Source organism: Pseudomonas sp. AF03-9 (assembly GCF_020515815.1).
Taxonomy (GTDB): domain Bacteria; phylum Pseudomonadota; class Gammaproteobacteria; order Pseudomonadales; family Pseudomonadaceae; genus Aquipseudomonas.
Genome location: NZ_JAHPJF010000004.1, coordinates 42,418 through 55,200 on the forward strand (window position 1 = coordinate 42,418; position 12,783 = coordinate 55,200).

A 12,783-nucleotide genomic window follows, 5' to 3' on the forward strand; every position below is an offset into this window, starting at 1 on the left:
GCCTAAGCTGTCTTCCTAACGCCTTTTTCTAGAGATACCCCATGCTCAATAACGATCGCCTGCTGGTGCAAATCCTGCTGTTGGTGCTGTTTGGTGCCAGCTTCTGGGTCATGGCGCCGTTCTGGTCGGCGCTGTTCTGGGGCGCGGTGCTGGCGTTTGCCAGCTGGCCGCTGATGCGCTTGCTGACCCGCGTGCTGGGTGGCCGCGAATCCCTGGCCGCCGGCATCCTGACCCTGGGCTGGATGCTGCTGGTGGCGGTGCCGCTGGTGTGGCTGGGGTTCAACCTGGCGGATCATGTGCGCGATGCCGTGGCGCTGATCAAGGATATTCAGGTCGATGGCCTGCCCGAGGCGCCGACCTGGCTGGGCTCGATTCCCTTTGTCGGTGAGCGGCTGGTAGCGATGTGGAACAGCATCGACCAGCAGGGCGCCGCGTTGATGGTCACGCTCAAACCCTACCTGGGCCAGGTCGGCAACTGGTTGCTGGCGCGAAGTGCGCAGATTGGCGGTGGCATCCTGGAGCTGACCCTGAGCCTGGTGTTCGTGTTCTTTTTCTACCGTGACGGGCCGCGCCTGGCGATGTTCGTGCACCGTTTGCTGGAGCGCCTGATCGGCGAGCGTGCGGGCTATTACATCGAACTGGTGGCAGGCACCGTGCAGCGGGTGGTCAACGGCGTGATCGGTACCGCCGCCGCCCAGGCCCTGCTGGCGCTGATTGGCTTCCTGATCGCCGGGGTCCCGGGCGCGCTGGTATTGGGCATCGTCACCTTCCTGCTCAGCCTGATCCCCATGGGGCCGCCGCTGGTGTGGATCCCGGCCACGGCCTGGCTGGCGTGGAAGGGCGACTACACCTATGCGGTGTTTCTGGGGGGGTGGGGTACGTTCATCATCAGCGGCGTGGACAACGTGCTCAAGCCGTACCTGATCAGCCGAGGTGGCAACCTGCCGTTGGTGATCGTGCTGCTTGGGGTGTTCGGCGGCCTGATTGCGTTTGGGTTTATCGGATTGTTTATCGGCCCGACGTTGTTGGCGGTGGCGTATAGCTTGCTGATGGATTGGAGTGCGACCCAGGCCCAAAGCCGCCGGGAAGACAAGCCTCTGTAACCTAGCGAGTGCAGATCAGTGTGGGAGCGGGCTTGCTCGCGAAGGCGGTGGTTCAGTCACCAGATGTGTTGACTGGCACGCTGCTTTCGCGAGCAAGCCCGCTCCCACATTATTGGCCTGCGCCAGCCTGCTAGGTCCGTGGTAGCCACATCACTGCGGTTAACCCGCCCCCTGGAGTTTCCTCCAGGCTCAGGCGCCCGCCCAGGCGCTCCGCCGCATCCCTGGAAATCGTCATGCCCAGGCCGACCCCGCCGGAGTTGCGGTTGCGCGAGCCTTCCAGGCGATAGAACGCCTCGAACACTGTCTCACGCTGATCGGCGGCAATCCCCGGGCCGTGGTCGATCACGCGGATGATCAGGGCCTCGCGGCTGTCCTCCAGTTCCACCCGCGCCGTGCCGGCGTAGCGCAACGCGTTGTCGATCAGGTTGTTGAGGCACGAGCGCAAGGCCATCGGCTGCACCTGCAACGGCACGCAGGTGCCGGCGAATTGCACGTCGCAGCCCTGGTCCTGGGCGTTCTCGCTCATGGACTCGACCAGTGCCTGCACGTCGAGCCAATGCCGGGTCTCGCTGGTGCGTTGCTCGTGCAGGTAGCTCAGGGTCGCGTCGAGCATGCCGATCATGTCGTTGAGGTCCTGGCGCATCTGGCCCTGCAACTTGGGGTCTTCAATCTGCTCCAGGCGCAGCTTGAGGCGCGACAGCGGCGTGCGCAGGTCATGGGACACGGCGCCGAGCATGCGCGCACGTTGGCTGACCTGTTCGCGGATACGCCGTTGCATCAGGTTGAAGGTCGATGCCGCTTGTTTCGCTTCACGTGGCCCGGACTCGTCGAGGGGCGGGCTGTCGAGGTCCAGACTCAGGCGTTCGGCCGCTTCGCTCAGGCGCTGGATCGGCCGGCTCAGCAGCTTGGCGCCGTACCAGGCGGCAATGATCAGTGAGATGAACTGGAACGTCAGCGGCACCACCGGGCCGCCAAACCAGGGGCGGCGATGTTCCTTGTTCAGCGGCACCATGCGGCCGTCCGGCTGTTCGACAAAGGTCTCCTGGGGCGGCGGCGGTGGCGGGCCGTAGTGGCGGAACCAGGCGATCGCCAACACGTGGGCCAGGATGATCGCCACCAGCAATACGCCGAACAGTCGCCCAAACAGCGTATTGAAGGGGGCGCGCATCAACCGATGTCCCGCGCGTCGAACAGGTAACCCTCGCCGCGCACGGTCTTGATCAACTGCGGTGCTTTTGGGTCATCGCCCAGTTTCTGGCGCAGGCGCGAGACCAGCAAGTCGATGCTGCGGTCGAAGGCTTCGATGGAGCGGCCACGGGCAGCGTCCAGCAGTTGCTCGCGGCTCAACACCCGGCGCGGGCGTTCGATAAATACCCACAACAGGCGGAATTCGGCGTTGGACAGCGGCACCACCAGGCCATCATCGGCCACCAGTTGGCGCAGCACGCTGTTCAGGCGCCAGTTGTCGAAGCGGATGTTGGCGCGTTGTTCGGTGCGGTCATCGCGCACCCGACGCAGGATGGTCTGGATGCGCGCGACCAGTTCGCGCGGTTCGAACGGCTTGGACATGTAGTCGTCGGCGCCCAGTTCCAGGCCGATGATGCGGTCGGTGGGTTCGCAGCGGGCGGTGAGCATCAGGATCGGGATGTCCGATTCCGCACGCAGCCAACGGCACAACGACAGGCCGTCTTCGCCCGGCAGCATCAGGTCGAGCACCACCACATCAAAGGTTTCGGCCTGCATCGCCACGCGCATGGCCGCGCCGTCGGTCACGCCGGTGGCGAGGATATTGAAGCGTGCCAGGTAGTCGATCAGCAGTTCGCGGATCGGCACATCGTCGTCGACAATCAGCGCACGGGTGTTCCAGCGCTTGTCATCGGCGGTCACCGCGCCTTTGTGCTCGTCATTCGTAGAGACGGGAGAGGTATGCATAGTGCGATCATCTGCCTGGTCGTTGCGGTCAGCATAGGCGCCCAGCCCCATGGCTGGAAGTGCTGGTCGGTGGGTCGTGCGGGCGAGGCTAGTCGTGGGGCGTGTTGCAGGCATGTCGTGAATGTATCAGCTTTGAAATAATTGGCTGAAATGCCCGTTGCCATGCGCTCTGTCAGTATTTACCGATCATCGGATCCCGCAACGGCGCCGCTTGCGCTACAATCCGCGCCGATTTCGACTTGCCTGAGAGCCCATTCCAATGTCCGTCTGCCAGACTCCTATCATCGTCGCCCTGGATTACCCCACTCGTGACGCCGCACTGAAGCTGGCTGACCAGTTGGACCCGAAGCTTTGCCGGGTCAAGGTCGGCAAGGAACTGTTCACCAGCTGCGCCGCAGAAATTGTCGGCACTCTGCGTGACAAAGGCTTCGAAGTGTTCCTCGACCTGAAATTCCACGACATCCCCAACACCACCGCCATGGCCGTGAAAGCCGCGGCCGAGATGGGCGTGTGGATGGTCAATGTGCACTGTTCCGGCGGCCTGCGCATGATGACCGCGTGCCGCGAAGTGCTGGAGCAGCGCAGCGGCCCCAAACCGTTGTTGATCGGTGTGACCGTGCTGACCAGCATGGAACGCGAAGACCTGGCCGGCATCGGCCTGGACATCGAGCCCCAGGAGCAGGTCCTGCGCCTCGCAGCCCTGGCACAGAAAGCCGGCCTTGATGGTTTGGTGTGCTCGGCGCTGGAAGCCCAGGCACTGAAGACCGCACACCCGTCGTTGCAACTGGTGACCCCGGGGATTCGTCCGGCGGGCAGCGCCCAGGACGACCAGCGTCGCATCCTGACTCCGCGCCAGGCGTTAGATGCCGGTTCCGACTATCTGGTGATCGGCCGTCCGATCAGCCAGGCGGCCGATCCGGCCAAGGCGTTGGCGGCAGTCGTCGCTGAGATCGCCTGACCATCACCGATCTAAACGGTAGGAGCGGGCTTGTGTGGGAGCTGGCTTGCCTGCGATAGCATCACCTCGGGTTGACTGATACACCGAGGCGCTTGCATCGCGGCAAGCCCGACTCCCACACGGTCTATGCTCACGTTTACCGCGTGGCGCCTCAGTTAACCTTCAGCACCAACTTCCCAAAATTCTCGCCGTTGAACAGCTTCATCAGCGTCTCCGGGAACGTCTCCAGCCCTTCCACAATATCCTCCTTGCTCTTGAGCTTGCCCTGGGCCATCCAGCCGCCCATCTCTTGCCCGGCGGCGGCAAAGTTGGCCGCGTGGTCCATCACCACAAAACCCTCCATGCGCGCGCGATTGACCAGCAGTGACAGATAGTTGGCCGGGCCTTTCACCGCTTCCTTGTTGTTGTATTGGCTGATCGCACCGCAAATCACCACCCGGGCCTTGAGCGCCAGGCGGCTGAGCACCGCGTCTAGAATGTCGCCGCCGACGTTATCGAAATACACATCCACGCCCTTGGGGCACTCGCGCTTGAGCGCGGCGGGTACGTCTTCGTGTTTGTAGTCGATGGCGGCGTCGAAGCCCAGTTCATCCACCAGGAACTTGCACTTGTCGGCCCCCCCGGCAATGCCCACCACGCGGCAGCCTTTGATCTTGGCGATCTGCCCGGCAATGCTGCCTACCGCACCGGCTGCGCCGGAGATCACCACCGTTTCGCCCGCCTTGGGTGCGCCGGTATCGAGCAGCGCGAAGTAGGCGGTCATGCCGGTCATGCCCAGGGCCGACAGGTAACGCGGGAGTGGCGCCAGTTTCGGATCGACTTTGTAGAAGCCGCGCGGCTCGCCAAGGAAGTAATCCTGCACGCCCAGGGCGCCGTTCACGTAGTCGCCGACCGCAAACTTCGGGTTGTTCGAGGCAATCACTTTGCCTACGCCGAGCGCACGCATCACTTCACCGATGCCGACCGGGGGGATGTAGGACTTGCCCTCATTCATCCAGCCACGCATGGCCGGGTCGAGGGACAGGTATTCATTGCGCACCAGCACTTGCCCGTCCTGCGGCGTGCCCACCGGGACCTCCTGATACGTAAAGGTGTCCCGCGTGGCGGCACCGACCGGGCGTTTGGCGAGCAGGAATTGGCGGTTGGTCTGGGCAGGCATGGCAAGGACTCTTTTAGAAGTGAGCCTAGATTGATAGACCCGCAACGGCTCGGGAGCAAGGTTCACCGTCGGTGCGAATGCCCCTCGATAGTTCATGTTGATAGTCACGCCGGTGGCTTTATCACTGTGATCCATGCAGCGCCAACCGGCCTTCTGATAGTGCTGACGCGCCCGGCGCCGCGTTGGCTAGACTCGCCGCACGGCAATTTCTCACAAAGGACATCCCCCATGAGCATGACGTTTTCCGGCCAGGTCGCCCTGGTGACTGGCGCCGCTGCCGGTATCGGCCGCGCCACCGCGCTGGCGTTCGCCGCTGAAGGCTTGAAGGTAGTGGTCGCCGACCTGGACGAGGCGGGCGGCGAGGGCACTGTGGCGCTGATCCGGCAGGCCGGCGGTGAGGCGCTGTTTGTGCGCTGCAACGTCACCCTCGAGGCGGATGTGCAGCAACTGATGGCGCAGACGGTTGCCGCTTATGGCCGGCTGGATTACGCGTTCAACAATGCCGGGATCGAGATCGAAAAAGGCAAGCTGGCCGACGGCAGTCTGGATGAGTTCGACGCCATCATGGGCGTCAACGTCAAAGGCGTGTGGTTGTGCATGAAGTATCAGTTGCCGCTGCTGCTGGCCCAGGGCGGCGGGGCAATCGTCAACACCGCGTCGGTGGCCGGTTTGGGGGCGGCGCCGAAGATGAGCATTTATGCGGCGTCCAAGCATGCAGTGATCGGCCTGACCAAATCGGCGGCCATCGAGTATGCGAAAAAGCAGATCCGCGTGAACGCAGTGTGCCCGGCGGTGATCGACACCGATATGTTCCGTCGTGCCTATGAAGCCGACCCGCGCAAGGCGGATTTCGCGGCAGCCATGCACCCGGTCGGGCGCATCGGCAAAGTCGAGGAAATCGCCGCCGCGGTGCTTTACCTGTGCAGCGATGGTGCGGCGTTCACCACCGGCCATGCGCTGGCGGTGGACGGCGGCGCGACCGCCATTTAGGACCTGTAAACGCACCCCAATCGAAAAGGATCGGGGTGCTGTGGGGCGTTTCCATAGCTGGCAAAACGCCGTGCGCTAATATGTATCAGCAGGTAAATAATTCAATAAAATCAATACTTTAATAAAACTTGTAAGCCGGCTGCGCCGAACTTCTGTGCTTAACTCTTGTGGGTTGAATAACAGACAGTGAAGTGAGTGGTTCATGGATTTAGGGATAGATCGACAAGCCCTTGTACCAGTGGTGCAGCAAATCATCAGCGCGGTGGCGGACTGGATTCGCAAGAGCGGGGCAAGCCCTGGCACGCGCCTGCCGTCCATCCGCCAATTGGCCCTCGACAACCTCCTCAGCCAGTCCAGTGTCATCGAGGCCTTCGAGCGCATGGTCGCCCAAGGGCTGCTGGCCTCCAGGCCGGGTTCGGGGTATGTGGTGGCCGAGCCCCCGGCCCATCATGAACAGCACTGGTATGAAGGGGCGGAGCAGGGCTGGGGGGCGTTCACCGACAGCCCCCTGGGCGAATTGAAGCTGGGCTGCGGTTGGTTGCCGGATGCCTGGCGCGAAAGCGATGACATCAGCTACGCCATCCGTGAAGTCAGCCGCACCGACACCGCCGCCGTGTTCAACTACAGCACGCCGTTGGGGCTGCTAGCGCTGCGTGAGCAATTGCTCAAGCACCTGGCCCGCATGCGCGTGGCGACCAGCCTGGACCGCATCCTCACCACCCAGGGCGCCAGCCAGGCCCAGGACCTGTTGATACGTACGCTGCTCAGGGCCGGCGACACGGTGGTGGTCGAGACCCCAGGCTACGGCAACCTGTATCGCCAGTTGGTGTTTCATGGCGTCACACTGCTGGAAGTACCGCGTACCCGAGGCGGGCCGGACCTGTCGGCGTTGGAAGCGTTGCTTGCGGTGCATCGCCCCAAATGCCTGTTCATCAGCAGCCTGTACCACAACCCCACCGGCACCAGCCTGTGCCTCGCGGTGGCCGAGCGTTTGCTGCAACTGGCCCGGGCCAAGGATTTCCTGATCATTGAAGAAGACGTCTACGGCGACCTGCAACATGCCAGTTGCACACGCCTGGCGGCGCTGCCTCATGATGATCGGGTGATCTATGTCTCGAGCTTTTCCAAGACCTTGAGCAGCGCCTTGCGGGTCGGCTATCTCTGTGCCAGCAGTGCGCTTATCCCGCAATTGGTCAACCTCAAGACCCTGACCGGCATCGGTACGTCGCGTTTCGCCGAGGCGGTGGTGGCGACGCTGTTGGCCAACGGCACCTATCGCAAGTGGGTGCAACGCCTGCGCAAACGCCTGGGCACGCAAATGGCGGCGACCCTGCAAGTGCTGGAGGATGAGGAGTGGCAGGTGTTTGCCGCCCCCGCCGGAGGCATGTTCCTGTGGGCGCGCCCCGGGGTGGAGGATTGTTCGCAGTTGCAGGCCAGCGCACGGCGCCTCGGTGTGTTGCTGTCACCGGGGGCGCTGTTCAGCCCGACGGCAGAGCACAGTGACTGGCTGCGCATCAATGTAGCCTATGCTACTGATCAGCGTGCCGTGGCGTTGCTGCGCGCCATGGGGCCGGCCAGATCGACCTCGACCATTCTGAAAACGACGAGCGTGTAGCTTTTTGCCATTATTCCGGCGCCAACGGCTTGTGTCGGTGGCCCGTGGTTGCGAATCTCGCTACTGGTAAATCGGGCTTGATGGCATCTGCCATTGCTAGAGGACTCAAGTGCAATGATGACGGGCGTGCAACGACGTTTCGCCAACCTCGGTATGGCGAAGAAACTGGGCTTGGGCTTCCTCTTGGTGCTGTTGCTGACGGCAGTGGTCGCGGCGATTGGCGTATGGTCGCTGCAAACCGTGGGGCAGCGTTTTGAAGGCCTCAACAGCATGTCTTCGCTCAACAGTGGCTTGCTCAAGGTGCGTTTGATCGAGCAGGACTACGCACTGCATGCCGACCCCAAGTCCGTCGACGCCTTGCATGAGAGCGTCGACGCCCTGGCGGCCCTGGCGGCCGCTCTCAAGACCCAATCGGCGGCCAATGTGCCGGCGATGACGGACGTCGAGCAGGCCCTGGCCGCCTACCGCAAGGCGTTTGACGAGTTTGTCGAGCTGACCCAGACCAAGGATCTGGCGCTGGAAATGGCCAGTTGGTCGGTGTCCAGTGTGGCGAATAACCTCGATGTGCTGCAGGCCGGCCTGGCGGACGATGGCGCCTATGGCCTCAAGGAGAGCCAGGGCAAGGAGGGCGCAGAGTTTATCGAGCAAGCGGGGCAGGTCAGCCAGGTGTCGCGCTTGATGTTGCAAGCCATGAACGAAGCCCATGTGCGCCTGGACCAGAGCCGCAAGGGCGATGAGGACGGCGCCGAGCAAGGCAAGATCGAACAGGCTGACCAGGCCTTGGCGCAGGTCGAACAGTTGAAGACTTCAGTCAAGGACCCTGGCTACCAGACGGTGCTGAACGAAGTCTCCGGGCATATTGCCGCTTTCAGCGAAAAACTCGGTGAGTACACCGGCCTGTTGGCGCAGGAAAAGATCGTCTACAAACAGCTGCATGATCGGGCCGGGGAAGTGGTCAGCCGGGTCAACCAGGCGTATGCCGCCGAAGACCAGTCGATGCAGGAACAATTGAAGAAAAGCACTCTGCTGATCATCGCTTCGTCGGCCCTCGCGCTACTGGTGGGGTTGATTGCAGCGCTGGTGATCACACGCTTGATCGTCGCGCCACTGCGCCGGGTGATCGCGGTGGCGCAGCAGATTGCAGCGGGTGATTTGAGCGGGCGGATGGAGGTCAGCCGGCGTGATGAAATCGGCCAGCTGATGCAGGCGATGCAACAGATGGGCAATGGACTGAGCGAGATGGTCAGCGGGTTGCAGGCTGGTATCGAACAATTGGCCAGCTCGGCGCATTCGCTGTCCAGCGTCACCGAGCAGACCAATGTCGAGGTCAGCAGCCAGAAGGAAGAAACCGAGCAGGTGGCCACGGCGATGAACCAGATGACCGCCACGGTGCACGACGTGGCGCGCAACGCTGAACAAGCCGCACAGGCCGCGCAGACCGCCGATGACAAGGTCGACAGTGGCCAGCAGGTGGTGCGCCAGAGTCTGCAGCGCATCGAGCAGCTTGCCAGTTCGAGTGCCAGCGCCAGTGCGAGTATCGACAGCCTCAGTGCCGAGATCCAGAACATCGGCACCGTGCTGAGTGTGATCAAGAGCGTGGCCGAGCAGACCAACCTGTTGGCGTTGAACGCCGCTATCGAAGCGGCCCGCGCCGGTGAACAGGGCCGGGGCTTTGCGGTGGTGGCCGATGAGGTGCGGGCGCTGGCCAAGCGCACGCAACAGTCCACCGAAGAGATCGAGCGCCTGGTCAGCACCTTGCGCAACGCCGCGCAGTCTTCGGTGCAGCAGATCCAGCAAAGCGGCGAGTTGGTGAAGCTGGCCGTCAGCGATGCGCTGGAAACCGAAAGCGCCCTGGGCAGCATCGCCACGGCGGTGTCATTGATCCAGCAGATGAACCAGCAGATCGCGGCGGCGGCCGAGGAGCAGAGCTCGGTGGCCGAAGAGATCCACCGTAGCGTCACCAGCATCCGCGCGAGTGCCGACCAATCGGCGTTGAGCATGCAGGGCAATGCCGCGTCGAGCATTCAGTTGGCGCAACTGGGGGCGGAACTCAAAGGCATGGTCGGGCACTTCCGCCTCTGATCGCTGCACAGGTGCAGCGATCAAGGGGCAGGGCGCTCAGGCGTGGTTGGCGAGGAAGGTCAGCAGCGCTTCATTGACGAAATCCGGGTTTTCCAGGGCGCTGATGTGTCCCGCGTCCGGGATCAGGATCAGACCGCAGCCGATCAGCTCGGCCATCTCCCGGGACTCGGCGGGTGGCCGGGGTTTGTCCTGCTCGCCGCACAGCACCAGCGTGGTGTCGGCGTCCAGCCGTGGCAGTTGTTCCAGTACATCCTCGCGACTGAAGATCAGCCGACCCAGGGGCACGATACTGTCCAGCAGGCGCTCGCGGGAAAAGCCTTGCAGCGCTTGGCGAAAACCCTGATACAGCGCTGACTCACGGTCGATGGTCGGACGAAAGAAAATCGGTGCGATCACATCCAGCAACGGCTCGGGAATGGCGCCGGCGTCTTCGATCAGCTTGAACAGCGAGAAGTAATACTGGCGCGTGGCCTCGGGCTCGGCGCCAAGGTGGGTGTCCATCAGCACCAGGCTGTTGACGCGCTCGGGTGCCAGCAATGCCAGGCGGGCGCCCCACATGCCGCCGACCGACAGGCCCACCAGGTTGACCTGGGCGACGTCCAGATGGTCGAGCAGCGCCAGGGCCTGGCGCGCCAGGTCATCAAGGGATTGGGTGTGTGCGGGCAGCGGGCCCGATTCGCCGTGGCCCCACAACTCGGGGACGATCACGCGGTATTGTTGCGACAGGGCTTCGATCTGCGGGGTCCACATGGCGCGGTCCCACAGGTAGCTCGAACCAAGCAGGACGGCGGGGCCGTTGCCTTGGTCGAGGTAGTGCAGCGGTTGTCCATCTATCACGGTGACAGGCATAGCAGGCCTCTGACTTCACGGAGTGAGGGGCACTTTTTTACGCTACTCGGCGCGCCATGGATAGTTGTAGTGAGCGGGCTTGCCCCGCGCCGGGTGGCGAAGCCGCCCTAAACCCAGGCACCTGGGTCTTACTGAAACACCGCGGTGCCTGGGTTTGGGGCGGCTTCGCCACCCGGCGCGGAACAAGCGGTCAGTCGTAGATGACTTTCTTTTTCCACTCGGCGTCGGCGTCGTCCGCCTTGAGGCCTTGGGTCAGTTCGTTGACTTCATCCTCGGCAGGCTTGCTGTTGGTCAGCACCGTGGAGTTGGCGCGGGCCAGTTGGCCTTCCAGGTGTTGCAACTGCGCGCTGTAGAGCACGGGTTCCGGCTGTTTGCGCAGGTACTGCACGCCACGTTCGAATGCCAGGCGTGCCTGGCCAGGCTGGCCTTGTTGCAGGGCATGTTGGCCGAGGTTGTTGAAGAACTCGATATGCAGCAGTACCAGGATGTGGCGAATTTCCTTGATCCAGTGCTTGGCTTCGTTGGACGGCAGGAAGCCATCCTGGGCGGCGCGGGTGACTTGGCCGTGCAGGGCTTCGAGGAGGAAACGCACGTCCTTGGCCTTGGCTTCGGTCTGGATCGGCGCCGGCGGATTGTTCACCGGGATCGATTCGCCCTGGGAGACCAGTGCATTCAGTTCGGCGATGCGGGCCTTGAGCGGTGCGCTGGTCTTGTCGAGGTTGAGCAGGCGCTGGTTGACGTTCAGTTCCAGGCGGGTCATCAACAGCTTGAGCGCCGGGTTCATCAACTGGCCAGGGAATGTCTCGGTGATTTCACCGCAACGACGCAGGCGATCATTGAGCTCGATCACGGTGCGCTGTTTTTCCAACTTGTTGTTTTCCACCACGTGGTTCATGTAGCCAATGGCGATCAGTATTGCGATCCCGGCTATTACCAGCAGGGTGATCATGAGTGGTGTCACCGGTGTGACCTCTTTATAGGGTTTGCAGTGGAGTGTAGTGACTGGGCTGGCCGGCGGATAGGACTGATCGACCAGTTGCCCAGGTAGATTCTTCTATATAGGTGAACGTTCCATGTATGGATGCACATTGCCATCATCGGCTGCAGCGAACTATAGCGTCTTGTGGTGTGCCAGAATATAGGCGTCAAAGCCCTGCTGTACAGAATGCGTGCCCGGTCTCGTAAAGAGGGGCGAAGTCATTGATTTTAATAAATTTATCCTTGGGGGTTGACGACCTCCCAATCCATCCATAGAATGCGCGCCACTTAAAGCGTAAAGCACACAGCGAAACGCGGCGAGTAGTGAATGTTGTACGTGTGTCCCCTTCGTCTAGTGGCCTAGGACACCGCCCTTTCACGGCGGTAACAGGGGTTCGAGTCCCCTAGGGGACGCCATATGCGGGAATAGCTCAGTTGGTAGAGCACGACCTTGCCAAGGTCGGGGTCGCGAGTTCGAGTCTCGTTTCCCGCTCCAAATTTAAGCAGTGTTGCCCTCGGGTGGCACTGAGTGAAACCAGGGCATGATCTTCGGATCTAACCTCTGGGCACTGGAATACACACCATGTGTTTCAGTAGCGTGTCCCCTTCGTCTAGTGGCCTAGGACACCGCCCTTTCACGGCGGTAACAGGGGTTCGAGTCCCCTAGGGGACGCCATTTGCGGGAATAGCTCAGTTGGTAGAGCACGACCTTGCCAAGGTCGGGGTCGCGAGTTCGAGTCTCGTTTCCCGCTCCAATTTAAGCAGTGTTGCCCTCGGGCGGCACTGAGTGAAACCAGGGCATGATCTTCGGATCCAACCTCTGGGCACTGGAATACACACCATGTGTTTCAGTAGCGTGTCCCCTTCGTCTAGTGGCCTAGGACACCGCCCTTTCACGGCGGTAACAGGGGTTCGAGTCCCCTAGGGGACGCCATTTGCGGGAATAGCTCAGTTGGTAGAGCACGACCTTGCCAAGGTCGGGGTCGCGAGTTCGAGTCTCGTTTCCCGCTCCATATTCAACAAAAAACGCCGATCAGCGATGATCGGCGTTTTTGTTTGTGCGTGATTGATGGCCGATGAAAAAAGCCCGCCATCGCGGCGGGCTCCCTTGTCGAGG

Annotated in this window: 10 protein-coding genes, 6 tRNA genes and 1 pseudogene; 12 read left to right on the top strand and 5 right to left on the bottom strand. The window is 62.2% G+C overall.

What is annotated here, in order from left to right; translation table 11 throughout:
• Positions 1-41 precede the first annotated feature (41 nt).
• Positions 42-1,103 carry an AI-2E family transporter gene (locus LIY36_RS08975; protein ID WP_226455465.1) on the top strand — a complete coding sequence of 354 codons (1,062 nt, stop codon included), beginning with the start codon at positions 42-44 and terminating at the stop codon, positions 1,101-1,103.
• Between the two features lie 130 nt (positions 1,104-1,233).
• Here the strand turns inward: LIY36_RS08975 and LIY36_RS08980 are convergent, their stop codons facing one another.
• Together LIY36_RS08980 and LIY36_RS08985 are read right to left on the bottom strand one after the other, a co-directional pair.
• The gene (locus tag LIY36_RS08980) at positions 1,234-2,271 is read right to left on the bottom strand and encodes a sensor histidine kinase (protein WP_226455466.1); all 1,038 of its coding nucleotides are present in this window, start codon (positions 2,269-2,271) and stop codon (positions 1,234-1,236) included.
• Complete coding sequence (locus LIY36_RS08985; protein ID WP_192298848.1) at positions 2,271-3,035, bottom strand: response regulator; 765 nt, start codon at positions 3,033-3,035, stop codon at positions 2,271-2,273. Before LIY36_RS08985 ends, LIY36_RS08980 begins: the two co-directional genes overlap by 1 nt.
• Positions 3,036-3,294: 259 nt before the next feature.
• Between LIY36_RS08985 and pyrF the strand changes: the two genes are divergently transcribed.
• A complete protein-coding gene (pyrF, locus tag LIY36_RS08990) occupies positions 3,295-3,993 on the top strand; it encodes an orotidine-5'-phosphate decarboxylase (RefSeq protein ID WP_017734306.1) in 699 nt (232 codons plus the stop codon).
• Between the two features lie 151 nt (positions 3,994-4,144).
• Here pyrF and LIY36_RS08995 read toward each other — a convergent pair whose 3' ends face one another.
• A complete protein-coding gene (locus tag LIY36_RS08995) occupies positions 4,145-5,152 on the bottom strand; it encodes an NADP-dependent oxidoreductase (RefSeq protein WP_226455467.1) in 1,008 nt (335 codons plus the stop codon).
• 228 nt (positions 5,153-5,380) lie between these two features.
• Here LIY36_RS08995 and LIY36_RS09000 point away from each other — a divergent pair, with 228 nt between their 5' ends.
• The 4 genes and pseudogenes from LIY36_RS09000 to LIY36_RS27800 all read left to right on the top strand — a co-directional run bounded on the left by LIY36_RS09000 (position 5,381) and on the right by LIY36_RS27800 (position 9,839).
• Positions 5,381-6,142, top strand: a complete 762-nt coding sequence (locus tag LIY36_RS09000; protein WP_192298850.1) for an SDR family oxidoreductase — start codon at positions 5,381-5,383, stop codon at positions 6,140-6,142.
• Between the two features lie 202 nt (positions 6,143-6,344).
• Positions 6,345-7,757, top strand: a complete 1,413-nt coding sequence (locus LIY36_RS09005; protein WP_226455468.1) for an aminotransferase-like domain-containing protein — start codon at positions 6,345-6,347, stop codon at positions 7,755-7,757.
• A gap of 996 nt (positions 7,758-8,753) precedes the next feature.
• Positions 8,754-8,981 (top strand): annotated as a pseudogene (locus LIY36_RS27795) (HAMP domain-containing protein); the annotation flags it as partial.
• Positions 8,982-8,996: 15 nt separating this feature from the next.
• Positions 8,997-9,839, top strand: coding sequence for a methyl-accepting chemotaxis protein (locus LIY36_RS27800; RefSeq protein ID WP_442962210.1), 843 nt, complete (start codon positions 8,997-8,999; stop codon positions 9,837-9,839).
• A gap of 36 nt (positions 9,840-9,875) precedes the next feature.
• Here the strand turns inward: LIY36_RS27800 and LIY36_RS09015 are convergent, their stop codons facing one another.
• On the bottom strand, positions 9,876-10,688 hold the full coding sequence (locus LIY36_RS09015) for an alpha/beta fold hydrolase (RefSeq protein ID WP_226455470.1): 813 nt from the start codon (positions 10,686-10,688) through the stop codon (positions 9,876-9,878).
• 190 nt (positions 10,689-10,878) lie between these two features.
• A complete protein-coding gene (locus LIY36_RS09020) occupies positions 10,879-11,649 on the bottom strand; it encodes a hypothetical protein (protein WP_192298854.1) in 771 nt (256 codons plus the stop codon).
• Between the two features lie 358 nt (positions 11,650-12,007).
• Between LIY36_RS09020 and LIY36_RS09025 the strand changes: the two genes are divergently transcribed.
• From LIY36_RS09025 to LIY36_RS09050, 6 genes are all read left to right on the top strand, one after another.
• Positions 12,008-12,083: transfer RNA gene (locus LIY36_RS09025), tRNA-Glu, on the top strand.
• 3 nt (positions 12,084-12,086) lie between these two features.
• Positions 12,087-12,162 (top strand) — tRNA-Gly (locus LIY36_RS09030).
• 104 nt (positions 12,163-12,266) lie between these two features.
• Positions 12,267-12,342, top strand: a tRNA-Glu gene (locus LIY36_RS09035).
• A 3-nt stretch (positions 12,343-12,345) separates the two neighbouring features.
• Positions 12,346-12,421: transfer RNA gene (locus tag LIY36_RS09040), tRNA-Gly, on the top strand.
• 103 nt (positions 12,422-12,524) lie between these two features.
• Positions 12,525-12,600, top strand: a tRNA-Glu gene (locus LIY36_RS09045).
• A 3-nt stretch (positions 12,601-12,603) separates the two neighbouring features.
• Positions 12,604-12,679, top strand: a tRNA-Gly gene (locus LIY36_RS09050).
• Positions 12,680-12,783 lie beyond the last annotated feature (104 nt).

Excerpts from the sequence above, each read along its gene's own strand:
- LIY36_RS08975 (WP_226455465.1), top strand. The coding sequence starts at position 42 with ATGCTCAATAACGATCGCCTGCTGGTGCAAATCCTGCTGTTGGTGCTG.
- LIY36_RS08980 (WP_226455466.1), bottom strand. The coding sequence starts at position 2,271 with ATGCGCGCCCCCTTCAATACGCTGTTTGGGCGACTGTTCGGCGTATTG.
- LIY36_RS08985 (WP_192298848.1), bottom strand. The coding sequence starts at position 3,035 with ATGCATACCTCTCCCGTCTCTACGAATGACGAGCACAAAGGCGCGGTG.
- pyrF (WP_017734306.1), top strand. The coding sequence starts at position 3,295 with ATGTCCGTCTGCCAGACTCCTATCATCGTCGCCCTGGATTACCCCACT.
- LIY36_RS08995 (WP_226455467.1), bottom strand. The coding sequence starts at position 5,152 with ATGCCTGCCCAGACCAACCGCCAATTCCTGCTCGCCAAACGCCCGGTC.
- LIY36_RS09000 (WP_192298850.1), top strand. The coding sequence starts at position 5,381 with ATGAGCATGACGTTTTCCGGCCAGGTCGCCCTGGTGACTGGCGCCGCT.
- LIY36_RS09005 (WP_226455468.1), top strand. The coding sequence starts at position 6,345 with ATGGATTTAGGGATAGATCGACAAGCCCTTGTACCAGTGGTGCAGCAA.
- LIY36_RS27800 (WP_442962210.1), top strand. The coding sequence starts at position 8,997 with ATGGTCAGCGGGTTGCAGGCTGGTATCGAACAATTGGCCAGCTCGGCG.
- LIY36_RS09015 (WP_226455470.1), bottom strand. The coding sequence starts at position 10,688 with ATGCCTGTCACCGTGATAGATGGACAACCGCTGCACTACCTCGACCAA.